Source organism: Homoserinimonas sp. A447 (genome assembly GCF_054489325.1).
The window spans coordinates 2,362,613-2,387,299 of record NZ_JBTMWW010000001.1; the positions used below are offsets into that span (position 1 = coordinate 2,362,613).

A 24,687-nucleotide genomic window follows, 5' to 3' on the forward strand; every position below is an offset into this window, starting at 1 on the left:
GATGAGGGCCCGGCGCGACGGCCGGGCCCTCAGGGACATTACTTAGGCGGCAGGAGCCGAAGCGCGGATGCTCTCGTAGAGCTCCAGGTCGGCACCGGTGAACTTCTCGAGGAAGTACTCCTCTGCCTTCTCCTCGAAGGCTTCGATGTCGACGTCCTCAACGACCTCAACCGTTCCGGCCTCTTCCCACTCGGCGATGATCGCTTCCTGATCCTCGTCGATGCAGACGCGGTTCTCGTCGCGAACCTCGGCGATAACCTCGTTCAAGGCCCCCTGCTGCTCGTCGTTCAAGCCCTGCCACGTTTCCTCATTGATCAGCACAAGCTGGAAGCCTGTCTGGTGGTTGTTGAGGCTGACGTGGCTCTGAACCTCGTCGAGGCTCATCGACGCCACCGTGGGAATGGGGTTCTCCTGGCCGTCGATGATTCCCTGTTGCAGCGCCAGGAAGATCTCCTCGAACGCAACCGCTACCGCGTTGGCACCGAGCGCCTCGGCGTTCTGGAGGTAGGCCGGGGTGTCGGGGAAGCGCATCCGCAGGCCTTCAAGGTCTTCTGGGGTGCGGATCGCGGAGTTGGCGCTGAACGTGCGCATGCCAAAGAAGAACGGCTCGATGACCCGAGTACCGGTCGCTTCGAGCAGATCCTCCTTCAGCGTGTCTGACTGTTCGCTGGCGAAGTAGTCGAACATGTGGTCTGCGCCGCGGAAGACATAGGCCGCGTCGAGCACCCCAATGGGCGGGTAGGTCGACCCGATGGCCGAAGAGCCCTGCATGTCGATGTCGATGTCACCCGCCATCAGCGACGTGAAGCGGTCAGCGTCGCCGCCGAGGGTGCTGTTGGCGAAGACCTCGATCTGCAGGCCGATATCCATGCCATTGATGCGCTCGGCGATTACCGTCGCCCCGCACCGGTTGTGCGGGTGATCATCGGTGTAGCTGTTGGCGAGCGTCAACTCGATGGTTTCGCCACCGTTTGCGTCGTCGCCGGACCCGCCGTTATCGGCGGAGCAACCGGCGAGCATGAGCCCGGCCGCTGAAAGCAGCGCGAGCGGTGCGAGCAGTTGCTTACGTGAGATGGACATCTTGTTTCTCCTTTGAATTGATGTATTGCTGTGTTACAGGGACAGGGGTTGAGATCAGAGCATGCCGAGAGCCTCCGGCAGGAACAGGGCAAGAGCCGGTACGAAGGTGACAATCAGCAGGACGGCACCCAAGGGGATGAGGAATGGCGCGACGCCCTTGAACGCCTCGTCGATGGGCGTCTTCGTGACAGTACTCAACACGAACAGCACGCCGCCGATCGGTGGTGTCAGCAGACCGATCATGAGGTTCATGATGACGATGACGCCGAAGTGCACCGGCTCAATCCCGAACTGCACCGCGATGGGCAGCAGGATCGGCACGCTGATGACCAGCGCGCTCGTCGGCTCGATGAACATGCCAAGCAGGATCAGCAGCAGGTTGACGAGCAGCAGGAACACGTAGGGGTTGTCGGTGAGCGACAGCAGGAACTTGGCAACCGCCTGGGGCACCTGTTCGCGAGCGAGGATCCACCCCAGCAGCGCTGATGCGCCGAGGATCAACGTGATCGACGCAGTCGTGACGGCGGCCTCCTTGAAGATCGACGGGATGTCCCTGAACAGGATCGTGCGGTAGAGGAAGCCCAGGATGAGCACGTAGAGGGCGCCGATTCCGGCTGCCTCGGTTGGCGTGAAGAATCCACCGAGGATGCCGCCGAGGATGATGATCGGCGCGACGAGCGGGCCAAGCACCCGCACGGTGGCTTTCCACCAGCGCTTGAAGTTGAAGTCCTCGCCGCGCAGCTCGGGGTGCTTGCGCGCCCAGACCCAGACGGTGATGAACATGCCGGCGGCCATGAGGAACGCCGGGACGATGGCCGCGGCGAAGAGGGCCCCCGTCGACACTGCAGCGATCGACGCATAGATGACGGCCGGGATGCTCGGGGGCATGACCGGGCTGATCAGTGCCGACGCCGCCGTGACACCGACGGAGAAGCGCCTCGGGTACCCGCGCTTCACCATGGCCGGCACCTCGACCTTGCCGAGCCCGGCAGCATCCGCCAACGCCGACCCGCTCATCCAGGAGAAACCCAGACTGACGAGCACGTTGACGTAGCCGAGACTGCCGCGCAGCTTGCCGAGGGTCTCCACGGCCGCGTCGAAGATGCGATCGGCGATGCCCGAACGGTTGGCGATGACACCCAGGAGGATGAAGAGCGGCACGGCCAACAGCGCGAAGCTGTTAACGCCACCGGCGACAATCCGCGAGGCGAGTCCGTCCGACATGCCGTTCGTGAGCACGTAGATGATCGACGGGCCGAGAAGCGAGAACGCGACGGGAACCCGGGCGATGAGCAGGACGACAATGAGGATGCCAAACAGCAGGAGGCTCATGCGTTGGCCAGGCTCTCTTCTTCGTCAATCAGGTCGGCGAGCGGCAGCGTGATGCCAGAGAACACCCGGACGACTCCATGCACCGCAGAGAGTACGAACCCGATCAACGGGATGATGTAGATGAATGAGAGCGGGATGCCGGTGGCCGGTGTCTTCTGCATCGTCGCGCCCTGGACCATCGCCCATGCGTCGATGGCGAAGAGGATGGCGACTACGACGATCACGATATTGACGAAGACGATCACTCCGCGACGCCAGGCATCACCCTTGAGCCAGGTGTCGATGACGCCGATCGCGACGTGCTCGTTCTTACTCACGAGATAGCCGGCGAGCGCGAAAGTCAACCAGACGAGTCCGAAGCGGGCCAGCTCGCCCACCCAAACCCCCGGGCCAATCGGCAGGTAACGCTGCGCAACCTGCAGGAGCATGAGCGCGAAGATCAGCAGCATGAGCAGAGCGCCCAAAATGGTCTCTGCGATGCCCAGAATTCGCGTCACCCCCCGCGCTTGGTCAACCAGTCTCTTCATTGAGCTACATCCTTCATTTGCCTCGACGTACACGGTTCTTGCAGCAGGATTATTTCGCTGCGCGATCCGTAGCCTTGCACAGACCCGCCGTTGGAACAACATTTTCGGAATGTCGTTCCAAAAGCGCGATGCCTCTATCAGGCACCCGAAAGATCCGCTGTGTTCCAGTCAATTGCCAAAAGATTCTTGCGAGCAGGATGGTGCATTCAGGTCAGTCTGGACGACTTGACAAGTTGTTGCACGCAGTTTGCCAAAATTTGCCATAATCGGTTAACCGTTCAAGAGGAGAGCCATGTCGCCGAATGCCCGAGCCACACCGAGGGTGCGCCTGGTCGACGTGGCCGAAGCGGCGGGGGTCGCAACCTCCACCGCCTCTCGCGTCTTCTCCAACCCCGAACGGGTCAGCCGGGAAACAGTCGAGATCGTGCGGCGCGTCGCCGACGAACTGGGCTACCGCCCCAACGCCATTACCCGCATGCCTGTTCTGGCCGGCAAGAGCATCGACCTCATGGTTCAGGACATCTCCAACCCCTTCTTCGCCGGAGTCATCCAGGGCGTCGAACGGCAGGCTCGCTCAGCGGGCTACTCGGTGATGCTCGGCATCACCGACGAGTCGGCCGACATCGAGCGCCTGCACATCAATCGCGTCATGGGCTCGGTGAGCGGCTTTATCGTCGCCGCACGCGGCCTCTCCGACGGCGACCTGCTCGACCTCAGCCGCCGCCGCCCCGTCGTCTCGTTCAACCGCGAAGTCGACGGAGTCACCAGCGTTGTGCTCGAAACCGAGCACGGCAGCCGGCAAATCATCGAACACCTCGCATCGCTCGGTCACAAGCGCGTCGTCTACGTGGGCGGACCCAAGCTCTCGTGGTCAGAACCCCGTCGGTGGAAGGGCATCAGTGAGACAGCGGAGCTCCACGGCATTTCGGTCGAGCGGATCGGACCGTTCATGCCCACCATCGACCAAGGGGCAGCGGCCGCCGAGACCGCGCTATCGCGCAATCCCACCGCCATCATCGGATATAACGACCAGCTCGCCATTGGGCTGATCAAGCGGCTCCGCCACCTCGGCATCGACATCCCCGGCAGGATCAGCGTCGTAGGCTACGACGACACCTTCGGTGCCGACTTCTGCCAGCCCGCCCTCACTACGGTCGCCTCACCCATCGTGCAGGCCGGCCGCCTCTCCACCGATGTGCTGCTCACACTCATCGACGGCGCACCAGCAGGAAGGCAGCACAACCTGCAGGGGCTGCTGCATGTTCGCGAGTCGACTGCTGTCGCCGCCGCGCACTGACCTCGGGACCGGTGTCGAGAATGCTTGCAGGGCGATTCTTCACCCAGCGGGGCTACGCGCTCGTCACAGGACCGGCCTTCCCGGCCTTCCGCTCGAGCCGCCGCTCCTTGGCGCCCTCAACCAGGTAGTACAGCGACGGCAGCACCACCAGCGTCATCAGGGTGGACGAGACCAGCCCGCCGATCACGACGATAGCCAGCGGCTGCGAGATGAAGCCGCCGTGACCGGTCAGCCCGACAGCCATCGGCAGGAGGGCGAAAATAGTCGCCAGCGCCGTCATCAGGATCGGGCGGAGTCGTCGACTGGCGCCGTGCACGATGGCATCGCCCACCCTCATCCCACGGTCCCGGTACTGGTTCACCAAGTCGATCAGCACGATCGCGTTCGTCACCACGATGCCGATGAGCATGAGCACGCCGATCAGCGACGGGACACCCAGCGGTACGCCGGAGATCACCTGCAAGGCGATCGCCCCGGTGGCTGCGAACGGAACAGAGACCAGCAACAGCAGCGGCTGGCGCAGGCTCTTGAAGGTCGCGACCATCACGACGTAGACGATCAGGATGGCGATCAGCAGAGCGAGGCCCAGCTGTTGGAACGCGTCGCCCTGCTGCGCGGTCACGCCGCCGAGTTCGGCGCTGGCCCCGGCCGGCAACGAGACGCCGTCGACGGCAGCCTGGATTTCGGCCGAGGCTGTACCGACGTCGTCACTGTTCGGCGTGACGCTCACGGTGGCCGAACGGATGCCCCGGATGGTGGTGATGGATGCCGGGCCGTCCACCTCAGCTACCGTGGCCAGGCTCTCCAGCGGGGTCAGTCCCTGCGCGGTCGGGATCGGGAAGGCGCGCAGCTCCTCGATCGTGACCGGCGCCCCCTCGGTGTCGATATAGATAGACAAAGTCTTCTCGTCGATGACAACTGTTCCCGCAACGCGGGGAAGCATCGCACTAGACACCATCCCGCCGACGGCGAGCTCGCTTAGCCCCAGACGGGCGGCTTCAACCCGATCCACCTGAACCGCGATGTACGGCTGCGAGACCGCCAGGTTGCTCGCCGCCTCCGCCGTCACGCCAAGTTCTTCGACAGCGGCGAGTACGGCATCCGCTGCCTCGGTCAGGTCGCTGTTGCTGTTCGCGGTGATGTTCACGGCGATGTCGCTGGAGGCGAAACCGGAACCGGCGGCCGCAAGCGACACCTCGCCGACGTCCTCGAGCTCGGCGAGCGCCTCGCGGACCTCGGCCTGCAGGGCCTCCTGATCGGCGTCGGGATCGGTCGTCAGCGAATAGGTCACACCACCGCCACCCCCGAAAGCCGCACGGAGGGAACTGCCCCCCGAACCGATCGACAACTGCACCGTCTCGATCTCGTCGATGGCGCGCAGTGCGTCCTCGACCACCTGGGCCGCCGCATCCTGCGCCTCAAGGCTGGTACCGAGGGGAAGGGTCTGGCTCACCCTGAGGGTGTTCTGGCCGCTGTCGCCGATGAAATTCGTCTTCATGCTCGGAACCATCGCCACAGTGCCGCCCAACACCAGGGCCGCCGCGAGGATCGTGACCGCGGGGCGCTTCAAAGTGAAGTGGATGACCGGGAGGTAGCCCCTCTGCAGCCGGGTCGGAGTGTCGAGTTCGTGGAGGTCGGCGTTCTCCGTGCGGTCGCGGATGGCGCGGCGGGAGGTCGGCGTCGCGTTGGACGGGCTGGTCGCCGGTAGCGCCGGGGTCGTGGATGCGACCTGGAATACGTTGCCCGTGGGGGTTTCGACAAACTCAACCGGCGGGGTGTGCCCTTCGGCGAGCTCAACCGACGGGGATGGGGACGGGGTCGCGACGGGCTCGACCAGCCTCGCGTCCACCTTCTTGCCGAGGAACCAGTACGCCAGCACCGGCACGATCGTGAGCGACACGAACAGCGAAGCGGCCAGCGCGATGGTCACCGTCAATGCGAAGGGACGGAACAGCTCCCCAGTGATATCGCCGACCAGGGCCAGCGGCAGGAACACCGCCACCGTGGTCACCGTCGACGCGGTGATCGCGGCAGCGACCTCCTTGACCGCAGTCTGGATCGCCACCAGCTTGTGCTCGCCGAGACCGATGTGCCTCTTGATGTTCTCGATGACGACGATCGAGTCGTCGACCACCCGCCCGATGGCGATGGTCAGCGCACCCAGAGTGATGATGTTGAGCGTGTAACCGGCCGCCTGCATGCCGATGAACGTGATGAGAACGGATGCCGGGATCGAGATCGCGGTCACCAGCGTCGAGCGAATCGACAGCAGGAACACCAGGATGACGATGACCGCGAAGATCAGCCCGAGCACGCCCTCGGTGGCCAGTGACTCGATCGACTGCTCGATGAACGGGGCCTGGTCGAAGACGACGGTGAGTTGCGTGCCGTTGCCGAGGGACTCCTCCAGTTCGGGGATCAGGTCCTGCACCAGCCCGGACACGGCAACCGTGTTCCCGGCCGGGGTCTTGGTGACGGCAATCGTCAGCGACGGTTCACCGTTGACTCGGGAGATACCGGTGATCGGGTCGTCCGTGATCTCGACGCTGGCGACATCCGCTATCGTCAACGGCTCGCCAGCCGGTCCGGTGACGCCTGACAAGGGGAGGCTGCCGATGGCATCCGCGGACTCGATCCGGGTGCCCGCCTGAACCGTCAGGGTCTGATCGCCCTCAGTGATCGAACCGGCCGGCAGCAGCAACCCGTTCGAGTCGAGCGCGTCATTGATGGATTGGCTGGTTGCCCCAGCCGCGGCGAGCGCCGCGCGGTCCGGCGTGATGGTCAGGCGCTGCCCGATCGTGCCGAGCAGGCTCGCCTCACGCACACTTTCCAGCGCCTGGATGTCGGTCAGCGTCGACGCTTCCAGCTGAGCGGTGAGGTCGCGAATGTCGAGGTTGCTGGTGACCGCGATCTGGATCACCGGCAGGTCGTCGATGCTGCCGGTGATCACCTGCGGGTCGACATCATCCGGCAGCGTCGACTTGATGCGGTTGATCGCCTGCTGCACCTTCTGCTCCGCGGTGGCCAGGTTGGTGCCGTAGGTGAAGGATGCGGAGATGGTCGACACATTGGTGCGCGATGTCGCCGTGGTGCCCTCCAGCCCGGCCACCCCCTGGATCGCCGTTTCGATCGGGGTGCTGACATCCTCGTTGACCACCTCAGGAGCGGCGCCCGGATAGGCCGTGACGACCACGAGTTGCGGGAAGCTGACCGACGGGATCAACTCCTGCTTCAGCGAGGTGAGCGCGATGCTGCCGAAGACGCCGACGACGATCGTCACCAGGGCGATCAGCGCGCGATTTCGCAGGCTGAAGACGGAGAGGAGATGCACGGCGCTCCCGGGAAGAGGTGGGGTGGGAGTCCTAGTATTTCAGGCCCCCGGTTTAGTGTTGAATGATCTGGTGTCTCCAGCCCTCACCATGACCCGGCGCATCGCGCAACTGTTCGTTGGATTGCTCTGTTACGGGCTCGGAATCGCCCTCATGGTGCGGGCGGAACTCGGCATCGCACCGTGGGACGTCCTGACGCAGGGGTTGCAGCTCAAGACCGGATTGGCTTTCGGCTTCCTGACCATCCTGATCAGCATCGTGGTGCTGTTCCTCTGGATCCCGATCCGCCAGAAGATGGGCATCGGCACTATCGCCAACGCGCTGCTCATCGGTGTTTTCGTGGAGGTCGGGTTCGTCTGGTTCCCGGTCCCCACGAACCTGGTCTGGAGCGTGCTGTCGTTTGCACTCGGATTGGTGTTGGTCGGCTTCGCAACCGGCCTCTACATCGGAGCCCGTTTCGGGCCCGGACCGCGCGACGGCCTGATGACCGGGCTTCACCGGGTGACCGGATGGCCGATCTGGGTGGTACGCACCGGCATCGAGGTCGCCGTGCTGGTGATCGGCTGGCTGCTCGGTGGCAACGTCGGAGTCGGGACGCTCGCCTTCGCATTGCTCATCGGCCCGCTCGCCGGCTTCTTCATGCCGATATTGCTGGTGCCCGCCGCGGTAACACGAGAAGAACGAGACCCAGCGCCAGAACGATGATGCCGATCACGGCGTTGCCGGAGAGCTGCTCGTTCAGGACGAGGATGCCGAGCAGGGTTGCCGTCAACGGCTCCGCAAGGGTCAGCGTAGAAACGGTGGCGGCACTCAGGCCGATCAGCCCGCGCGCGAACAGCAGGTAAGCGAGAGTCGTGGTCACCAGTCCGAGCCACAGGGCCATGCCGATGCCGCTTCCGGTTGCCAGCCAGCGCAGGTCGGTGACCAGCAGCAGGGGAACGGATGCCGCGGCAGCCCACCCGAAGACACTCCCCATGGCGGCGGTGGGCGTCCACCCCCTCACGAGGAGGCGCTTGCTCGCCAGGGCGTAGACGGCGTAGGAGGCACCTGCGGCAAGCGACGCCGCCAGGCCTTCGACACTGATCGCATCCGCCCCGCCAATGCCGGTGAGCAGCACAACGCCCACCGTGGCGACGAGGGTGGCGATGAGCCAGACGATTCCGGGGAAGACCCTGGTGACCGCCCACTCCAGCGCGCCGGTCAGGATCGGCGCGGAGCCGAGCGCGACGATCGTGCCGACCGCGACCCCGTTGAGGCTCGTGCCCAGGAAGAAGGCCGGCTGGTAGGCGACCACCCCGGCCGCGCCGAACGCGATGAGGAGCCAGGTGGGAGCGGCCGCTCGACGGTCGCGAACGACGGGGATTTTCGCGCCGCGCCGGGCATCCGTCGCCAACACGCCGCTGCCTGCGCGGATCTCCATCGTTGGCGACAGGGCTGGAGTGACGATCGCGCCCTCGGGGGCGATGGGGATACTGCCGGACGCAGCGCTGGCGGACAGGCCGCCGCGTCGAGCGCTGGCCTTCTGGACTAGCGCGGGTGAAGTTACGCCCGCGCGTGCAAAAATTGCCCGCGCGAGCCACGCCACGAGCGCAAGTGCGCCCCCGCCGATGGCGATGCGGGCTGCCCCGACGGAGAGAGCGGATGCGCCATCCGGCCCGAACTCCTGCGCGGTGCCGGTCGTGCCGAAACAGATCGCAGCAAGCAGGACGAAGACGACGTGGCGCATCCGGCAATCGTTTCACGGACTCGCAGGTACGGCGGCACGCCACAGTGCCTCGGTTTTCGGGCCTCAGGCGAGCACCGGGAGCCCGTCGCGCAGCTCCAGCCACGTGGTGATCCCAAGCCGGTCCAGGAAGAACCGGTCGTGGCTGACCACCAGCAGGGCACCCTGGTACGCGTCCAGTGCATCGACCAGCTGGTCAACGCTCTGCAGATCGAGGTTGTTGGTCGGCTCATCCAGCAGCAGCAGTTGCGGCGGCACCTCGGCGAGCAGGATGCTGGCGAGCGACACCCGGAAGCGTTCGCCCCCGGACAGCCGGCCGGCCAGCTGGTCGACCCGGTCGCCGCGGATCAGGAACCGCGCCAGCTGCGCCCGCAACGCATTGGGTGGTGCCGACGGCGCTGCTGCTCGCACGTTGTCGAGCACGCTGGAGTCGTCATTCAGCACGTCGAGCCGCTGCGGAAGGTAACCAACGCTGTCGATGCGGAACGGCACCCGCTCACTCGGCGCATCACGCACGATCTCACGGAGCAGCGTGGTCTTGCCAGCGCCGTTGGCGCCGGTGAGCGCCACCCGTTCCGGTCCACGCACCTCGATCGGGTGCGGCGTGGAGGCAAGCTCGAGCATGATGCGGCCGACGGGCACCGCGGTGCCGGGCAGGTCGATACGGATGCGAGCATCTTCGCGTACCCGCAATTCGGCCTCGGCGACCGCGTGCGACGCATCCGCGACCTTCTGCGATTGGATCCCCCGGTACTTGCCGGCGGACACCTGCGCTTCACGTTTGCGCGCGTTCATGATGATTTTCGGTTCGCGCTTGTTCTCGAACGCCTTCTGGCCGAACCGCTCCCGGCTGGCCAGCTTCACCTCGGCTTCGGCGCGCTGCCGCTTCTCCACCCGCAGTTCCTGCTCGGCCGAGCGCAGCATCCGCGCCGCCGCATCCTGCTCGAGGCGCAATTGATCGGTGAATGCGGAAAAGCTCCCACCGAAGATGCGGATGCTGCCCGCCCTCAGTTCGGCGGTGTCATCCATGAGGTCCAGCAGTTCGCGATCGTGGCTGACGACGACGAGCGCACCACGCCAGGTGTGCACCGCCGAGTACAGCAGTTCGCGGGCGCGCCGGTCGAGGTTGTTGGTCGGTTCGTCGAGGAGGGCGATCGGGGCGTCCGCCAGCCGCAGTCTGGCGATGCCGGCCAGGACCGCTTCCCCGCCGGACAGGGTTTGCACCGCACGGTCCAGGTTCGCCTCGGTGGTGAACCCCAGCTCGGACAGCACCGCCTGGGCACGTTCGACGACGCCCCAATCGTTCTGGAGCGCATCGAAGTTCTCCGCCGTGGCATCGCCGGAGTAGATGGCATTCAGCGCTCGCACCTTCCCCTCGATTCCGAGGGCTTCGGCGAGGGTGCTGCCGGTGACCAGCGGAAGATTCTGCGGCAGGTAGGCGACAGCATCCGTTGTCGTCACGGTGCCGGTGGTCGGGGTCAGCTCACCCGCGATGAGCCGCAACAGGGTCGTCTTGCCTGACCCGTTGAGGCCGGTGAGACCGGTGCGGCCAGAGCCGAACGTGGCCGTGATGGCTTCGAGCGCCGTCGAGCCGTTAGGCCACCTCAGGCTGAGGTTGGTGATGACAATGGAAGGGGTGGATGTATGAGCCAAAACGGCCTCCTCGAAACGTCAGGGTGCACTGACGCGGGGGGCCTTCCGCTACGCGTGAAGGTTCGGTCAGCGCCTGGGGTCAGGCGTGGAGGCGGAGATCTTCACTGGCTTGGCCCTCTCTCGGAGGTTGCTGTGTCGAGGCCCTGCGATGTGCGGGCCGACGGTCTATGGTGCCAGAGCGGATGGACGGATGCAAGGGCTAGGCGCCGGGGCGCACCAGCCCGGTCTCGTAGGCGAGAACGGCCAGTTGCACTCGGTCGCGCAGCCCGAGCCGGCCGAGTAGGCGCGACACGTAGGTCTTGACGGTCGCCTCGCTGAGGAAGAGCTCGCGCCCGATGTCGGAGTTCGACAGCCCTCGGGCCACGAGCCTGGCCACCTCGAGTTCGCGCTCCGGCAGGCCGGTCAATTGTGGCGGAAGCACCCCGTCCAGCGGTGCCTTCGAGAAGCGCTCGAGCAGCCGCCGGGTGACCGCTGACGCAAGCAGCGTGTCGCCTCGGGCCACCGATTGAACGGCGTGAACCAGGTCGTCGGGTGACACATCCTTCAGCAGGAACCCACTCGCCCCCGCTCGAACCGCCTGGTAGACGTACTCGTCCAGGTCGAAAGTGGTCAGGGCAAGCACGCGCGGCCGGGGCTCATCCCCGGCGAGCAGAACCCTGGTCGCCTCGATGCCGTCCATGCGGGGCATCCGGATGTCCATGAGCACGATGTCAGGCGAATTCTCCCTGGCGAGGTCGACGGCTTCCTGGCCATCGCCTGCCTCGGCGACGACGAGCATCCCGGCCCGCTCCAGGATCAGCCGGAAACCGCCGCGCACCAGTTCCTGGTCGTCGGCGACGAGGACCCGGATCTGGGCCGGATCGGTCACGCGGTCACCGCCCACGGGAGTTCGGCGCGCACGGTGAACCCACGGCCGTCGCTCTGCACCGTCTCCAGCCGACCGCCGTAGACGGCCGCCCGCTCCCGCATGCCGATCAGCCCGTGCCCGTCGGTCGACCCGTGCCCGCCTGAGCCGTCATCGCGCACCTCAACCCGCACACTGGTGTCCGTGTAGTCGACGGTGAGGTCGGCGCGCGTGGCCCCCGAGTGGCGCCTGGCGTTGGTGAGCGCCTCCTGCACGATGCGGTACGCCGCGAGGTCGAGGCCGGGAGGAAGCGCACGTGGTGTTCCCTGGATGGCGATCGAGACATCCAGCCCGCCGTTTCGCGCGTCATCAGCCAGGGCGGACAATCCGTCGAGGCCCGGTTGGGGCCGCAGCGGCTCGTCCGTGGTGTCGCGCAGCATGGCGACCACCCGACGCATCTCGCCCAGGGCATCCGCCCCGGTATTGCGGATGTTCGACAGGGCCTGCCGTGCGTATGCCGGGTCATCGTCGACGACCTGCTCGGCAGCGCCGGCCTGCACCACCATGACGCTGACCGCGTGGGCCACGACGTCGTGCAACTCGCGCGCGATCCGGGACCGCTCATCGGCGATGGCGGTCAGCATCCGCGTGCGGCTCTCCGTCTCGATCTCGACCGCCCGGTGCTGGGCTTCGACAGCGCGTCGTTCCGCCCGGTTGACCAGCAGACCGATCAGCCAGGCGAGCACCACCCCGAACCAGTGGAAGAACACCTCGCCAGGATCCTGCAGTTCGGTGACGCGAAAGTCGAAGAACAACAGGCAGGAAGCGGCCGCGAGCGCGCCAATGACGGACTCCCGCCGGTTGCCGTGCCTGGCCACCGAATAGGTGGCAACCACGATGGGAACGAATTGCCCCCAGAACAACACCAGAACGGGCTGGATGCTGAAGGCGATCGGCCAGGTCAACAGGACCACCAGCGCCGTAGCCAGCGGCCAGACCCGGCGCAATGCGAGGGTCAGGCACAGGATGATCGCAACAACAGAGCTGGTGACGGGTGAGCCACTACCGGCGACGGATGGCAGCGGCAGCCAGATCTCGATGAGCGCGAGTGCGGTCAGCACGACAGCGAACGTCCCGTCGATGACCCAGGCCACCAACGTCCGCTTTCCCAGCATCCGCTGCATCACGGGGCAAGCCTAGTGACGGCGGTGACCGACAGCATCAGCCGCAAGTTGATGCGTTCATCAACCCGGGGCTGATGACGCGCACCCTGGGCGCTCCCTACCGTCATGGCAGGTCGCGATCATCGCGACCCCCACCGAAGGAGTCATGATGATCACTGCCCGTTATGTCCGCACCGTCGCGGCCATCAGCCTGGTGCTCAACGCCGTGCTGAGCGTTGTCTCCATTGCGCTGATGCCCGCGTTCGCCCAGGGCACCGCCGAGAACCTCGCCGCGATCGATGCGGCAGGAACCATGGCCACCATCTCGGCGACAGCCTTCGTGGTAGCCCAACTGCCGTTCATCATCGCGGTGCTCGGCATCTCCCACCTGGCCGGCATCCGCGCGCCCATCATCGCCGTCATCGCCGGGACCGTCGCCGTCATCGGCGGGTTCGGGCACGCGGTCTTCGGCGGAACCCAGCTCGTGCAGCTGGCGATGGCGGCGGACACCGCGAACCACACGGTCTACGCCGGCTTGCTCGACGGTGAGATGCCCCTGCCGCTGATGATCATGATGCTGTGCGGCACGGTCGGCACGGTGCTCGGAATGCTGCTGCTCGGCGTTGCCGTGCTGCGGGCCAAGGTTGGACCGCGCTGGGTGCCGTACGCGATCTGGTTGTGGCTGGTCATCGAGTTCGTGGGCACGAGCATCACCGAGTGGGCCACCCTCGCCTCCGGGCTGCTCTACCTCGGCACCCTGGGTGCCCTCGCCGTGGCGGTCTGGCGCAGCCCGCTGACGGTGTGGGCATCCGCGGCGACGACCGCGGCGGACGCCGCTCGCAAGTCGGAGGCGCTGAGCGCCTAGCTTGCCCACTGCCGCGACGCGGTGTTTTGAGTGGTTCGCGCACGCAGGTGCGGGCGCGGACCACTCAAACGACAGCGCGGCGGCGGATGCTCAAACGACGTCGGTCAGGTAGGGCTGCTCCCCGACCGGGAGCTGGGCGAACGATTCCCAGGCCGCGGCAAGGGCGGCGACCGCGCGATCGGTCTCCTCCGGCGCGTAGCTGAACGGGATGCGCAGGAACCGCTCGAACGCCCCATCGATGCCGAATCGCGGCCCCGCCGTGATGAGCAGCCCGTGGCTCCGGGCGGCGATCGTCAACTGGGAGCTGACCGGCAGCCCGATGTTCACCCAGGCGGTCAGGCCGCCGGGCACGTGCGGCACCGACCACTCGGGAAACGCGGATCGCAGCGCCGAGACCAGGTGGTCGCGACCGGTCAGCAATTGGGCTCGACGCTCAGCGAGGATGACGTCGTAGTCGGCCAGCAGCCGCGCGACCATGAGCTGCTCGAGGATCGGCGTGCCGAGGTCGCCGGCCATCCGCGCCCGCACCAGCTTCTGGATGAGAGGCCGCTCGGCCCGGATCCAGCCGACCCGGAGGCCGCCCCACACGGTCTTGCCGACCGATCCGATCGAGATGGCGTCGCCGAGAGCGGCGAATGGCGTGACCGGATGATCGTGGTCGAGGGAGAGCTCCGCCATCGTCTCGTCGGCGATCAGCCGGGTGCCGTGCCGTTCGGCGAGTTCGAGCGCCCGCTGCCGGAGCTCGACCGGCATGCTCTGGCCGGTCGGGTTGTGGAAGTCCGGCATCAGGTAGCCCACCGCCGGACTGGAGCGCTGGATCGCCTGTTCGAGCGCGAGACGGTCCCATCCGTCGTCCACCGAGACGTTCACCGGAACCAGCCGGGCGCCCGCATGGCGCAGGGCCTCGTAGGCGTGCGGGTAGGTGGGCACCTCAACGATCGCGCTGTCGCCCCGGCCGACCAGGGTGCGGGCCAACAGGGCGATGGCGTGCTGCGCGCCGATCGTCACCATGATCTGGTCCGGGTCGGTGGGCAGCCCCCTCAACCGGTAACGTTCGGCGATCGCCTCGCGCAGCACCGGGATTCCCACCGGATCGAAACCGGTGCCGCTCAGGTAGGCGGGCAGGTCTGCGGTTGCCCGCTCGGCGGCATCCACGATCCCGGGCGCTGCCGGCATGGCCGCCTTCGAAAAGTCGAGGTAGTCGCTCAGGCCCGCGTCGATGGACACCGGCGCACGACCGGGGAGGCGGGCGATGCTGCCGGAGCCGCGCACACTGGTGAGGTAGCCGGATTCGCGCAATTCGCTGTACGCCTTTGTCACGGTGGTCCGGCTGATGCCGAGCCCGGCCGCGAGGTCTCGCTCGGCGGGAATGCGGGTGCCCAGTGGGATACGACCGTCCACGATGAGCAGGCGGATGCGGCCGGCGAGCGCCGCGTAGGCGGACGGCCCTTCTCCCCGCCAATCGCTGAGGAGGGCGGCCAGTGCGCGAGCAGACAGTGATGCCATGAGGCCACTTTACGACGATTGGCCTCTTGATATAAGGCCAATAGTCAAATTGGATATCATCATGCTTCGTCGGATCCCCCAACTGCTCATCGGCCTTTTCCTCTACGGGGTGGCCATCGCCATGATGATTCGCGCCGGCCTCGGCGTCTCGCCGTGGGATGTGCTCTCCCAGGGGGTATCCATCCAGACCGGTCTCGCGTTCGGCCTGGTCACCAACCTCATCGGCCTGGCCGTGCTGCTCCTGTGGATCCCGATCCGCGAGAAGCCGGGCATCGGAACAGTGCTCAACGTGCTGCTGATCGGCCCGAGCGCGGAGGTGGGCCTGTGGCTGATCCCGGCGCAGACAGAACTCTGGGCACAGATTCTGCTCTTCGCTGCAGGCCTGGTACTGCTGGCGATCGCGACCGGCCTGTACATCGGAGCGAGGTTCGGACCCGGCCCCCGGGACGGCCTGATGACGGGCATCCATCGCCGTTACGGCGTTCGCATCTGGGTGGTGCGCACCACCATCGAGGTCGTCGTGCTGGCGGCCGGCTGGATGCTGGGCGGCACGGTGGGGCTGGGCACGGTCGCCTTCGCGCTGTTCATCGGACCGATGGTCAACGTGACGATGCCACTGTTGCGGGCACCGGATGCGCCGCGGACCAGCGAGAGCGTGGCATCCGTCGCTCCGGCGACTCCCTGACGTCAGGGTCGGGTCACACTCCCGTCAGTCGACGAGCGGCAGGAGCAGCCGTGCCAGGGCATCCGTCACCCAGTCCGCGAATTCGGCGTCGGTCCATTCATGCTGGGCAGTGAACGCCAGATAGTTCTGCGGCCCGAGGAGGGTGACCAGGATGTCGCCGGCCCGCGCAGCCGTCAGCCCGGGCTGCAGCAGACCGTGCGCGCCCAGGCTTTCGGTGACCTTCCGGAATTCGCGGGAGCGGTGGCGCTCCGATTCCTCATAGACCTCGGCGACATCAGGATCAGTCCTTGCCGCGACGCGCGCGGTTTCCGCAACGGCTGCTGCTCGCGCATAGATGGGCACGGTCCCCCGGACGAAGTGGGCGATCGCCGTCGCGCCATCGCCCGACTCGAGTGCGTCCCGGAACCAGTCCGAATCCTCGGGCCGAGCGATCGGGGTACCGGTTTCGGACTGACCCATGACGGATACGCCCAGCAGGTCGTTGAGTAACTGCGCTTTGGTGCCGAAGACGAAGTACACGGTCTGCACGGCAACGTCGGCGCGGGCCGCGATCACCACCATGGTGGTGGCGTGATAGCCGCTCGCCGTGAACTCCTCGCGGGCGGCCGAGAGGATGCGTGCACGCGTGCGTCCAGCCCGCTCCTTTCGGCTGAGTTTCGGCTCATTTTCCCCATTGACGCTGCTCTTCACCCTCCTTACACTACTAGTGACAGTCACTAGTGATCATCACTAGTGACACTAAGGAGCCGGACCATGGCTGTTCCCACCCGCGACGTCCGCATCGCTCGAGTCGCATTCGCCCTCGCCGCAACAACACTGCTGGCGGGCGTGTGCCTCATCACGATGTATTCCATCGAGGTCCCCCGCGGCGGACCGTACTATTTCGGGGCGGCCAGCGACACGCTCGATGGCGTCAGCAAGCTGCTCCTGGCGGCGCTCGTCGTTCATCTCAGTCGCAGACTGCTGAACTCCGCCGTGTCGCGGGCGATCATCGGAGCACTCGTGGTGCTCACGATCTGCTCTGCGGTCGCATCCTTCCTGCTCGCGGCACAGCTGGTGCCGCTGGGGGTGCCGAGCGCCATCGCTGTGACGGTGACAGCGTTCCTCGCCGCCTGGATGGCGTGGCTGAACGGGCGGCTTCTGGCTGACCCCACGTTCCCGCGGCGCCTCGCTCGGTTCGGCCGGCTCATCGGCATCGGCCTGATCGCCGGGTTCCTCCTGGTCGGAGTCAGCCTGTTGCTGCCTTGGATGTCGCTGCCGCAGCTGATCGTCGGCGGGGTCGGTGTGCTCCTCGGTGGATCCGTGTGGCTGGGCTGGCCGGTCTGGTATCTCCTGGTCGGGCGCTGGCTGCACCCGACGGAGGCGCTCGCAGCAGAGCCTGCCGCGCCGGTCGCAGCAGAGAGTTGGTTGTGAGATGCCCGCCCCCGCCCGGGATGCCCGGTTTGCCGCCCTCAGCTACGCATTGTTCGCAATCACCCTGTTCACCTGCATCTCACTCATCCTGATGTACGGGATCGAGTTGCCTGGGGGCGGTTCCCGCTGGTTCGGGCCGGCGAGCGACATCCTGTCCGGCCTCAGCAATCTGCTTCTGCCATTCCTCATCGCTCACGTTGGTGCGAACGCAGCCACCACCCCGGGAACCAGGGCTTTCAACTGGGTCGTGATCGTCCTGTCGCCCGTCGCGGCGATCTCCTCGTTCCTCCTGGTGACCGACGTGCTGTCATTCGAGGTCGCCACGCCGATCACGGTGGCGGTCATCCTGCTGCAGGCGATCTGGCTGTTCTGGGTGAGCGGGCACTTCCTGGCCGACACCGACTACCCGCGCCGGCTGGCACGTTTCGGCCAGGCGATCGGTATCGGCCTGGTCGCCGGGGTCGTCTTCGTCGGGGCGGCGGTCCTGTTTCCGTGGCTGTCCTGGCCGCAACTCACGCTGGGCGTGATCGGGCTCATCCCCGGCCTCACCGCCTGGCTGAGCTGGCCATTCTGGTACCTCTGGCTGGGGCGCTGGCTGCAGCCGTCGAAGGTGGATGCCGCGGCGAACGTCGGCCGGCTGTGACGGCGCCAGCCACGCGCCGTTCTCGGTGGAACGCGCACGAATATTCGGGCGCGTTCCACCGAAACGACAGCGTGGCCGGATGACCTACAGGTTGCGATCGGCGTAGGCCTTCATCGCGTCGCGCACGAACGTCGCGCCGTCCACACCGCCGTAGTTGGCGGCGAATCGCTCGTCCGCGACGTACATCTCCGCCAGCCCGGTGAAGTACTCCTTCGTCGGGCCGGTCGTACCGCCGCCCGGGGCGCCCGGGATGCCGCGCAGCCACTCGAAGTGCTGCTGCGCGACGGCCTGGGCCTCGTCGCCGGCTGGGTCGATTCCGGCCTGGGCCGCCGCGATCCACGCCTTGCCGAGGTCTTCGGCACGCTGCTTCCAACCGCGCTTCTCTTCGGCAGACATGGACGTCCACCACTTGTTGCCCTTCGCATAGGCATCCTTGCCCCACCGCTCCTCGACCTCATCCTTGTACTGGGTGTGGTCGAAGCCGTCAAACATTTCTTCTGCCATCAGTTGTTCACCCCCCTCCATCTTCGTGATCGTCGTCTCGACGGCGGCGATTTGCCGGTCAAGCCGTTCCTTCTCCTTGTGCAACCAGTGCAGGTGGCCCAGCAGGGCATCCGCATTCCTGCGTTGCCCCGCGAGCACCTCGCCGATTGCCGGCAGGCCGAGTCCAAGTTCCCGCAACAACAGGATGCGCTGCAACCGGGCGAGGGCATCTTCGTCGTAGTAGCGGTAACCGTTGCCGCCGATGCGGCTAGGCGCCAGCAGCCCCACGTCGTCGTAGTGACGCAGCGTGCGGCTCGTCGTTCCCGACAGGCGCGCAATGTCCTGGATGGACCAGTCCATGCCGTACCCCTTTCCTGCTCGACTACGACGATAAAGGTTGACGCTACGTCAATGTCAAGCGAAATATCTTGCGGGATTCTGAAACGCGATATAGCGTGAACCGGATTAGACGCGATATAGCTTGACTTACGGCGGGAGAGAACATGGCCAGGCAGAAGTGGCTCGTAGACGGCCCCAGGATCATCGACGTACACGAAGTGCGTGCCCTCAAGGTCGGCCTGGTGGCCGGCCGGGTCGACATCGTCGGCCACGACGAACCGGGAGCACGGGTCGAGGTGCACTCCGTCGACGGCAAGCCGATCAAGGTCTCAATCGAAGGCGACGTGCTCGAAGTCGACCATCCGCAACTCAACTGGGAGAACTTCATCGACGTGTTCAAGTACTTCCGCGGGCACGCCAGGGCCGAGGTCAGCATCCTGGTACCCCGCAACGTCGAGTTGAAGCTGGGAGTGGTGTCGGCATCCGCCATCGTCAGCGGGCTGCGGAACGGCGGCAAGATCAGCACCGTCAGCGGTGAGGCGGTCATCGACAACACCGCGGGGGTACTCGACCTGAACGCGGTCAGCGGCGAACTGTCGGTACGCGACCATCAGGGCACCGTGAACGCCCGGACGGTGGGCGGCGACGTGGCGGCAACTGGTGACATCGTCAAGTTCTCGGGCGACACCGTGTCAGGAAACATCATGCTCGACCTGGCCGGCATCCCGGACACGGCCAGGGTGAGCACGGTCTCCGGCGACGTCACCGTGCGGCTCGCCCCCGGCGTGCCGGCCGAGTACAAGATCAACACCGTCTCGGGCAAGGTGCAGCTGGACGACTCCGACATCACGGGCGTGGTCGGCGGCTACTCCGGCAAGTACGGACAACTCGACGACAGCTGGCTCGAGTTCAGGGCGACCACCGTGAGCGGTGACGTGTCGGTGATGCACGCGGCCGACGAGAGGGTGAAATGAGTCCCGTCTTCGCGCACGGCGACCTGCGACTGTACCTGCTCAGCCTGCTCAGCGAGCGGCCGATGCACGGTTACGAGCTCATCCAGGAGCTGGGTGACCGGTTCGGCGGCACCTACATTCCCAGCGCGGGCACCATCTACCCAAGGCTGGCCAAGCTGCAGGCGGACGGCCTGATCAGCAACGAAGCGGATGGCAGGAAGACGGTGTACTCGATCACGGATGCCGGTCGAGCCGAGCTTAACGCCAGGAAGCCGGAGCTCGACCGGATCGAGACCGACGTAACCGGCAGCGTTCGTCACCTCGCCGATCAGGTGCGCGCGGACGTGAACAACGCGATGCGGTCGTTGCGGGCGGACCTCGCGGCAGCCGCCAGGGAGGCGCAGCAGGATGCTCGCAGCGAGAAGCGGGCCGAGCGCAAGACGGTCGGCGTGCAGGGTCGCCGGGAGCTTCAGGAGGCCGAGCTGGTGGTGAACGAGTTCCGCAACCTCGTGCGGTCGGAGCTGCGGACGCTGGTCGCGACCGACGCGCTCGCTCCGGGGACCGCAGCACGGCTCAAGGAGCAACTCGACGCTGTGAGGGCGGGCTTCGGCGGGCGCTGAGGCGCGCACAGCCACAGCGTGAAAGCAGGAGAAACAGCAACTTCGGCGGGAAAAACTCCCTCAACCGGTGCGGATGTCCGAAAAGGTCTCTCGTTTGGGCAGAGGGCAGGGCAGCGGGATCAGCCGGCGAAGTCGACCGGGAGGTAGACGTCCTGCACCCGGTCGTTCAGCGCGGTGTGATCGTTGCGGGTGAAGACGCCGCAGGCATCCGTTCGGCAGTCGACGCCCTTGCCGGTAGGTGGCGGCACCTCGAGGTAGGCGGTGAATGTGCCGGTCGCTGCGTCGTCGTAACTGCGGGCACCGAACAGCTTCCAGGCCCAGTCGTCGTTGATCCAGTTGCTGGGCGCGAACTGCACAGTGCCTTCGGCGAACTCCTCGCCGGTCTCCGTCGACGGGACGCCGCCCAGGCACGGTCCCGGCTTGGTCGCCGGATCATCCGGGATCTTGCAGATGGCGACATAGATGCCCTGCCCGGTGTCGAACCCGGTTCCGCTGACCACGATGTGCTGACCCGGTTCGAGGGCGGACGTGTCGAGCGTTCCGCCCGGCTCGGCCGAACGCACGTCGATCGTGCGGGTTCGCCCGTCGTCCCCGATCGCTGTCGCGGTGAGCGGCCAGTCCTCCTCCGTCTCGACGACGGTGGACTGCCCTCCGTCCTGGTGCAGGAGGATCGGGAGGACCACCACGGCGGTCGGCACCAACAGCAGCACGGCGACGGTGCCGACAATCCACGGCCACACCTTGCGCTTCGACTTGCCCACGACTGAAGTGTAGATCGGACGGCGAACGACCCTGTCAACCGGCCGGGGACGCTGATCCGTCGAAGTGTTACCCAACGGAGGACAGAACCATGAGATCTCTTGCACTGGTCGGCGCCGCGCTTCTGGTGATCGGATTGGGCGGATGCTCCGCGCCCGCCGGGGACACCGACGAACCGACCGCACCGAGCGAGTCCGCGACCGCCGAACCGAGCGATGCCACCGGTGGAGGCGAGTGTGGTGGGCTCACCACCGAGGACCTCGTGGGCATTTTCGGAGTTGAGCTGGAGGGGCCGGATCCGTCGACCGGCGACAGCGACCAGAACGGCGTGACCTGGACGAGCACCGGCTGCGATTGGGAAGGCGAGGGTGAGCTGGAGATCGACCTCGACATCTCCGAAGCGTCGGACTTCCCGGACGGCAAGATCGCCTGCATCGAGCCGGGCGGCGTCGGCGAGGTGACCCCGGTGGACGGCATCGGCAACCAGGCCTGGTGGAAGTTCGACGACTTCAACGAGGTCGAGGGCGAGCTCCGGGTCTGCACCGACGATCGGCTGGTGGAGTTCGCGGTGGATGCCGAGACCGGTTCCATGTCATCCGACGACTTGAAGGAGAAGGTCGAAAGCGCGGTGCGCATCGTCGTTGGCTGACCCGCGATAGTCTCGGCTCCGTGAGGTTTCGGGTAGCGGTTGGCCGCCGCGAAGTTGCCGCGGTGCTGCTCGGCGGAATGCTGGGTACCGGCATCCGGTTGGCACTCGATGTGCTGATGCCACACAGCAGCGCCGAATTCCCGGTCGGCACCCTTCTGGTGAACACTGCCGGCAGCTTCACGCTGGGGCTGTTGATCTCTGCACTGTGGGGGCGCCCCGGCGTTCCGTACTGGCTGAAGGCGGGCGCGGGTACCGGGCTGCTGGGGGCCTTCACCACCTTCTCCGCCATCATGGTGTCGCTGGTCTCCCAAGCGGCATCCGGCCAGTGGATGCTCGCGGCCGGCTATCTCGTCGCCTCCGTCGTGCTCGGGCTGCTGGCGGCCGGCGTCGGGCTTCGTCTCGGCCGGCGACCGGACGCACCCGACTGGGTGGACGAATGACCGCCGGCGTGGCCGCCGCCATCATCCTCTGCGGCGGCGTGGCCGCCGTCGCCCGGTACCTCGTCGCGGTGTGGTTCTCCGGCGATACCCGGTTCCCGTGGGCCGTGCTGATCGTGAACGCGGTGGGATCGGCTCTCGGCGGAGCGGTACTGGGCCTCGGCAGTGGGCTCTCCGACGACTTTCAGCTCATCCTGCTCAGCGGCGTCGCAGGCGGGCTGACCACCTTCAGCACGTTCAGCGTGGAAACGGTTCAGCTGGTGCTCGACGGGCGAGCCCGGGTCGCCGCGCTCAACGTCGGGGCGAACCTGGGCGTCGGGCTCGCCGTCACGGGGATGGCGTATGCGCTGACTTTCTGGGTCTTCACCGTGAGCTGAATTGAGAGACCTTTTCGGAATACGGCACCGAATGAGGGAGTTTTTCGCGGCTGAAACGCGACTTCTCCCTCATTCCGGCCGGTCGACCGAGGCGCGGCTCTGGGTCTCCAATGCGGCAGCCAACTGCGCGGCCAGCTTCTCCTCGAGGGGCAGGATGTCGGCGACCAGCTCCGCGTAGGCGGCGATGGTCTCGGCGGGGTCGTCGTCCTCGGTGGTCGCGCCGGCGACATCCGCCAGCTCCGCCCAGCGGGCTCCGCTCGCCGCCGCGGTCTGACTTGCAGCAGCCAGCTTCAGCCCAGAGACACCCTCCGCCTCGGCCAGGAACTCGGCGTACAGCAGCCTCGTCGCGCCCGCCGCGGTGTGAGCCCAGGTGAGGCATTCGGCCAGCCGCCGAGAACCCACGGCGAGCGCTGACGGGTCGGCGAAGCGCTTCGCCCAGCCCGCCTTGGTGCGAGTATCAGCGAGCTCGTCGGCGAACTTGCGGATGCCGCTGAGCCCCAGGTTCACATCGAAGCTGTTTCCCAGCACCGGGCCGGTCAGGTGGGCGTGGGTGGTGGCGACCGCAGAGCGGATGCCCGCACCACGGTCGATCAGTGCTGCGTCGACCGGAGCCGGCTCGATCGTGGCCAGCGCGAACCGGCCCTTGCGGTGCGCGGCCCAGGCGTCAGCCAGGGTGTCGGCATCGAGGCGGTGCGGCTCCGCGGAGCGGTCATCCACCAGGTACTCGTTGCCGTGCTTACCTGCCACCACGATGGCGTACGGGTCGGCGGCCTCTTCAGGGCGAGCGCTGTGCCAGGGCAGCAGCCCGCGGCCGACGGTCAATTGTGCAGCACGGCCAGACTCGAGGGCAGCATCCAGCTTGGCCAGCGCCGGTGCGGGCTTGGATGAGGTTGCCATCGACAGCGTCAAACCGAGGTGCTCGGTGACCGCCTCCAGCCAGGGCTGCGGATGATGCTGCGCCACGACCGTGAGCATCGGATGCGGCACCTGCTTGTACTCGAAGATGGCGTAGAGGAAGCCGATCCCGCCGCCCAGGCCGCAGGCCATGGCCTCCGAGATGTCGATGCCTGCCTGCGCGAGGAGGTGACGGGCGAGGCCGGACGGACCGTGGGCATCCGCCCCGAACGCCGGATACCCGGGCGTCAACCCGGCCAGCGTGCGATCAGCTTGTCGGGAGGTCACCTGCCGGTGGGCGGTGGTGTAGCTCTCGCCGGTGCGGGCCATGCGCTCGCGAACCAGCTTCTTGAGGGAGTTGTGCTCGGTCATCTCAGTGCTCTCCTGCGATCAGAACGCGTCGCGCCCGCGCCCTCGACCCGTTCATCGCATCATGAGTGCAACTGTTGACGGTGTCTCTCGCGATGACATGGTGGTCACCTTTGCTTCCACGTCCGGCAAGCCGAGCGGAGTTCGGCGAGCGCGGGTCGCCGACCAGGGAAGTGCGGCCCACGAGGGAGCCTGCGAGGAGTTTATCGCAGAGGTCAGGCGACGGCTACGGGCAGCGCGTGGGCCGGCGCCAGCGTTTCGGCGAGGGAGCTGCGGGCGCGGAACAGCTGGGTCTTCACCGTGCCCGGCGATACGCCCAGCTGTTCGGCGATCTCCGCGACAGGCAGGTCGAGGAAGTAGAACAGGATGCACACCTGCCGCTGCCCGAGCGGGAGCGCTCGCACCGCGCCGAGCACCTGCGGGTCTGGCAGCCGGGCGTCAGCGGCCGCACAGGCATCCGCCACCTCCATCCGATCGAGGGCCCGGTGTTCGGATTGCTGCCGACGGAAGCGGTCGCGGCTGCGATTCGACGCGACGACGGTGACCCAGGCGGCCAGATTGCGTACCGGCTCGGTGGGCGGATGCTCGAGGTAGCGCACGATCGCATCCTGCACCGAATCGGCCGCACCCTCGCGGTCTCCGGTGATGAGGCGCACGGCGGCCACCACGGCCGGGTACTCCTCGCTGACGAACGCCTCAAGTTGGCTGCCCACCACCCCACAGTGGGCGATCGGCGCCGCCGGTACA

The 24,687-nt window shown here is 66.6% G+C and carries 25 protein-coding genes; 11 read left to right on the forward strand and 14 right to left on the reverse strand.

The annotated features are described in order from the left end of the window. Positions 1–42: 42 nt before the first annotated feature. The 3 genes from dctP to ACX3O0_RS11565 are packed head-to-tail and all read right to left on the reverse strand — an operon-like array spanning position 43 to position 2,939. Positions 43–1,080 carry a TRAP transporter substrate-binding protein DctP gene (dctP, locus tag ACX3O0_RS11555; protein ID WP_459088973.1) on the reverse strand — a complete coding sequence of 346 codons (1,038 nt, stop codon included), beginning with the start codon at positions 1,078–1,080 and terminating at the stop codon, positions 43–45. Between the two features lie 54 nt (positions 1,081–1,134). Next, positions 1,135–2,412, reverse strand: a complete 1,278-nt coding sequence (locus ACX3O0_RS11560; protein ID WP_459088975.1) for a TRAP transporter large permease — start codon at positions 2,410–2,412, stop codon at positions 1,135–1,137. Then, a complete protein-coding gene (locus ACX3O0_RS11565) occupies positions 2,409–2,939 on the reverse strand; it encodes a TRAP transporter small permease (RefSeq protein WP_459088977.1) in 531 nt (176 codons plus the stop codon). The genes ACX3O0_RS11560 and ACX3O0_RS11565 overlap by 4 nt, the downstream gene beginning before the upstream one ends. A 292-nt stretch (positions 2,940–3,231) precedes the next feature. Between ACX3O0_RS11565 and ACX3O0_RS11570 the strand changes: the two genes are divergently transcribed. Further along, the gene (locus ACX3O0_RS11570) at positions 3,232–4,236 is read left to right on the forward strand and encodes a LacI family DNA-binding transcriptional regulator (RefSeq protein WP_459107811.1); all 1,005 of its coding nucleotides are present in this window, start codon (positions 3,232–3,234) and stop codon (positions 4,234–4,236) included. Between the two features lie 52 nt (positions 4,237–4,288). On the opposite strand, the gene ACX3O0_RS11575 is transcribed toward ACX3O0_RS11570, so the two are convergent. After that, on the reverse strand, positions 4,289–7,567 hold the full coding sequence (locus ACX3O0_RS11575) for an efflux RND transporter permease subunit (RefSeq protein WP_459107812.1): 3,279 nt from the start codon (positions 7,565–7,567) through the stop codon (positions 4,289–4,291). 70 nt (positions 7,568–7,637) lie between these two features. Between ACX3O0_RS11575 and yczE (ACX3O0_RS11580) the strand changes: the two genes are divergently transcribed. Further along, positions 7,638–8,270 carry a membrane protein YczE gene (gene yczE / locus ACX3O0_RS11580; RefSeq protein ID WP_459107813.1) on the forward strand — a complete coding sequence of 211 codons (633 nt, stop codon included), beginning with the start codon at positions 7,638–7,640 and terminating at the stop codon, positions 8,268–8,270. Here the strand turns inward: yczE (ACX3O0_RS11580) and ACX3O0_RS11585 are convergent. From ACX3O0_RS11585 to ACX3O0_RS11600, 4 genes are all read right to left on the reverse strand, one after another. Then, entirely contained in the window at positions 8,203–9,291 is a 1,089-nt protein-coding gene (locus ACX3O0_RS11585; protein ID WP_459107814.1) for an EamA family transporter, read from the reverse strand. The two genes, yczE (ACX3O0_RS11580) and ACX3O0_RS11585, sit on opposite strands and share 68 nt — an antisense overlap. A 63-nt stretch (positions 9,292–9,354) precedes the next feature. Then, positions 9,355–10,941, reverse strand: a complete 1,587-nt coding sequence (locus ACX3O0_RS11590; protein ID WP_459107815.1) for an ABC-F family ATP-binding cassette domain-containing protein — start codon at positions 10,939–10,941, stop codon at positions 9,355–9,357. A 199-nt stretch (positions 10,942–11,140) separates the two neighbouring features. Continuing rightward, complete coding sequence (locus ACX3O0_RS11595) at positions 11,141–11,809, reverse strand: response regulator transcription factor (protein ID WP_459107816.1); 669 nt, start codon at positions 11,807–11,809, stop codon at positions 11,141–11,143. Beyond that, on the reverse strand, positions 11,806–12,969 hold the full coding sequence (locus tag ACX3O0_RS11600) for an ATP-binding protein (protein WP_459108475.1): 1,164 nt from the start codon (positions 12,967–12,969) through the stop codon (positions 11,806–11,808). Before ACX3O0_RS11600 ends, ACX3O0_RS11595 begins: the two co-directional genes overlap by 4 nt. Before the next feature lie 148 nt (positions 12,970–13,117). On the opposite strand from ACX3O0_RS11600, the gene ACX3O0_RS11605 reads away from it, so the two are divergent. Continuing rightward, positions 13,118–13,813 carry a hypothetical protein gene (locus tag ACX3O0_RS11605; RefSeq protein ID WP_459088991.1) on the forward strand — a complete coding sequence of 232 codons (696 nt, stop codon included), beginning with the start codon at positions 13,118–13,120 and terminating at the stop codon, positions 13,811–13,813. Between the two features lie 90 nt (positions 13,814–13,903). On the opposite strand, the gene yczR is transcribed toward ACX3O0_RS11605, so the two are convergent. Continuing rightward, positions 13,904–15,319, reverse strand: coding sequence for a MocR-like transcription factor YczR (gene yczR, locus ACX3O0_RS11610; protein ID WP_459107817.1), 1,416 nt, complete (start codon positions 15,317–15,319; stop codon positions 13,904–13,906). 61 nt (positions 15,320–15,380) lie between these two features. Here yczR and yczE (ACX3O0_RS11615) point away from each other — a divergent pair, with 61 nt between their 5' ends. Continuing rightward, a complete protein-coding gene (gene yczE, locus ACX3O0_RS11615; RefSeq protein ID WP_459088995.1) occupies positions 15,381–16,004 on the forward strand; it encodes a membrane protein YczE in 624 nt (207 codons plus the stop codon). Between the two features lie 24 nt (positions 16,005–16,028). Here yczE (ACX3O0_RS11615) and ACX3O0_RS11620 read toward each other — a convergent pair whose 3' ends face one another. After that, entirely contained in the window at positions 16,029–16,694 is a 666-nt protein-coding gene (locus tag ACX3O0_RS11620; protein WP_459107818.1) for a TetR/AcrR family transcriptional regulator, read from the reverse strand. A gap of 63 nt (positions 16,695–16,757) precedes the next feature. Here ACX3O0_RS11620 and ACX3O0_RS11625 point away from each other — a divergent pair, with 63 nt between their 5' ends. Next, entirely contained in the window at positions 16,758–17,417 is a 660-nt protein-coding gene (locus ACX3O0_RS11625; protein ID WP_459107819.1) for a hypothetical protein, read from the forward strand. Position 17,418: 1 nt separating this feature from the next. Further along, positions 17,419–18,060, forward strand: coding sequence for a hypothetical protein (locus ACX3O0_RS11630; RefSeq protein WP_459107820.1), 642 nt, complete (start codon positions 17,419–17,421; stop codon positions 18,058–18,060). A gap of 84 nt (positions 18,061–18,144) precedes the next feature. Here the strand turns inward: ACX3O0_RS11630 and ACX3O0_RS11635 are convergent, their stop codons facing one another. Further along, a complete protein-coding gene (locus ACX3O0_RS11635) occupies positions 18,145–18,903 on the reverse strand; it encodes a MerR family transcriptional regulator (RefSeq protein ID WP_459107821.1) in 759 nt (252 codons plus the stop codon). Positions 18,904–19,046: 143 nt separating this feature from the next. On the opposite strand from ACX3O0_RS11635, the gene ACX3O0_RS11640 reads away from it, so the two are divergent. Further along, positions 19,047–19,856 (forward strand): DUF4097 family beta strand repeat-containing protein, encoded by an 810-nt coding sequence (locus ACX3O0_RS11640; RefSeq protein WP_459107822.1) that lies wholly within the window; start codon positions 19,047–19,049, stop codon positions 19,854–19,856. Beyond that, positions 19,853–20,455 (forward strand): PadR family transcriptional regulator, encoded by a 603-nt coding sequence (locus tag ACX3O0_RS11645; RefSeq protein WP_459089007.1) that lies wholly within the window; start codon positions 19,853–19,855, stop codon positions 20,453–20,455. Before ACX3O0_RS11640 ends, ACX3O0_RS11645 begins: the two co-directional genes overlap by 4 nt. A gap of 119 nt (positions 20,456–20,574) precedes the next feature. Here the strand turns inward: ACX3O0_RS11645 and ACX3O0_RS11650 are convergent, their stop codons facing one another. Beyond that, entirely contained in the window at positions 20,575–21,216 is a 642-nt protein-coding gene (locus ACX3O0_RS11650) for a hypothetical protein (protein ID WP_459107823.1), read from the reverse strand. An 89-nt stretch (positions 21,217–21,305) separates the two neighbouring features. Here ACX3O0_RS11650 and ACX3O0_RS11655 point away from each other — a divergent pair, with 89 nt between their 5' ends. Genes ACX3O0_RS11655 through ACX3O0_RS11665 form a run of 3 tightly spaced genes read left to right on the forward strand, consistent with a single transcriptional unit; the run spans position 21,306 to position 22,677 of the window. Next, positions 21,306–21,863, forward strand: a complete 558-nt coding sequence (locus ACX3O0_RS11655) for a DUF3558 domain-containing protein (RefSeq protein WP_459107824.1) — start codon at positions 21,306–21,308, stop codon at positions 21,861–21,863. Positions 21,864–21,883: 20 nt separating this feature from the next. Further along, entirely contained in the window at positions 21,884–22,303 is a 420-nt protein-coding gene (locus tag ACX3O0_RS11660; RefSeq protein ID WP_459089013.1) for a fluoride efflux transporter FluC, read from the forward strand. Further along, on the forward strand, positions 22,300–22,677 hold the full coding sequence (locus ACX3O0_RS11665) for a fluoride efflux transporter FluC (RefSeq protein WP_459107825.1): 378 nt from the start codon (positions 22,300–22,302) through the stop codon (positions 22,675–22,677). Before ACX3O0_RS11660 ends, ACX3O0_RS11665 begins: the two co-directional genes overlap by 4 nt. 69 nt (positions 22,678–22,746) lie before the next feature. On the opposite strand, the gene ACX3O0_RS11670 is transcribed toward ACX3O0_RS11665, so the two are convergent. Together ACX3O0_RS11670 and ACX3O0_RS11675 are read right to left on the reverse strand one after the other, a co-directional pair. Continuing rightward, on the reverse strand, positions 22,747–23,943 hold the full coding sequence (locus ACX3O0_RS11670) for a BtrH N-terminal domain-containing protein (RefSeq protein ID WP_459107826.1): 1,197 nt from the start codon (positions 23,941–23,943) through the stop codon (positions 22,747–22,749). Positions 23,944–24,155: 212 nt separating this feature from the next. Next, positions 24,156–24,653: an RNA polymerase sigma factor gene (locus ACX3O0_RS11675; protein WP_459107827.1), complete on the reverse strand. Its 498-nt coding sequence runs from the start codon at positions 24,651–24,653 to the stop codon at positions 24,156–24,158. Between the last annotated feature and the right edge of the window lie 34 nt (positions 24,654–24,687).

What these genes read in the sequence shown, in the direction of transcription:
- ACX3O0_RS11645 (WP_459089007.1), top strand. Translation starts at nt 19,853, where the DNA reads ATGAGTCCCGTCTTCGCGCACGGCGACCTGCGACTGTACCTGCTCAGC.
- ACX3O0_RS11635 (WP_459107821.1), bottom strand. Translation starts at nt 18,903, where the DNA reads ATGGACTGGTCCATCCAGGACATTGCGCGCCTGTCGGGAACGACGAGC.
- ACX3O0_RS11585 (WP_459107814.1), bottom strand. Translation starts at nt 9,291, where the DNA reads ATGCGCCACGTCGTCTTCGTCCTGCTTGCTGCGATCTGTTTCGGCACG.
- ACX3O0_RS11605 (WP_459088991.1), top strand. Translation starts at nt 13,118, where the DNA reads ATGATCACTGCCCGTTATGTCCGCACCGTCGCGGCCATCAGCCTGGTG.
- dctP (WP_459088973.1), bottom strand. Translation starts at nt 1,080, where the DNA reads ATGTCCATCTCACGTAAGCAACTGCTCGCACCGCTCGCGCTGCTTTCA.
- yczE (WP_459088995.1), top strand. Translation starts at nt 15,381, where the DNA reads ATGCTTCGTCGGATCCCCCAACTGCTCATCGGCCTTTTCCTCTACGGG.
- ACX3O0_RS11570 (WP_459107811.1), top strand. Translation starts at nt 3,232, where the DNA reads ATGTCGCCGAATGCCCGAGCCACACCGAGGGTGCGCCTGGTCGACGTG.
- ACX3O0_RS11670 (WP_459107826.1), bottom strand. Translation starts at nt 23,943, where the DNA reads ATGACCGAGCACAACTCCCTCAAGAAGCTGGTTCGCGAGCGCATGGCC.
- ACX3O0_RS11640 (WP_459107822.1), top strand. Translation starts at nt 19,047, where the DNA reads ATGGCCAGGCAGAAGTGGCTCGTAGACGGCCCCAGGATCATCGACGTA.
- ACX3O0_RS11655 (WP_459107824.1), top strand. Translation starts at nt 21,306, where the DNA reads ATGAGATCTCTTGCACTGGTCGGCGCCGCGCTTCTGGTGATCGGATTG.
- ACX3O0_RS11625 (WP_459107819.1), top strand. Translation starts at nt 16,758, where the DNA reads ATGGCTGTTCCCACCCGCGACGTCCGCATCGCTCGAGTCGCATTCGCC.
- ACX3O0_RS11560 (WP_459088975.1), bottom strand. Translation starts at nt 2,412, where the DNA reads ATGAGCCTCCTGCTGTTTGGCATCCTCATTGTCGTCCTGCTCATCGCC.
- yczR (WP_459107817.1), bottom strand. Translation starts at nt 15,319, where the DNA reads ATGGCATCACTGTCTGCTCGCGCACTGGCCGCCCTCCTCAGCGATTGG.
- ACX3O0_RS11665 (WP_459107825.1), top strand. Translation starts at nt 22,300, where the DNA reads ATGACCGCCGGCGTGGCCGCCGCCATCATCCTCTGCGGCGGCGTGGCC.
- ACX3O0_RS11630 (WP_459107820.1), top strand. Translation starts at nt 17,419, where the DNA reads ATGCCCGCCCCCGCCCGGGATGCCCGGTTTGCCGCCCTCAGCTACGCA.
- ACX3O0_RS11565 (WP_459088977.1), bottom strand. Translation starts at nt 2,939, where the DNA reads ATGAAGAGACTGGTTGACCAAGCGCGGGGGGTGACGCGAATTCTGGGC.
- ACX3O0_RS11600 (WP_459108475.1), bottom strand. Translation starts at nt 12,969, where the DNA reads ATGCAGCGGATGCTGGGAAAGCGGACGTTGGTGGCCTGGGTCATCGAC.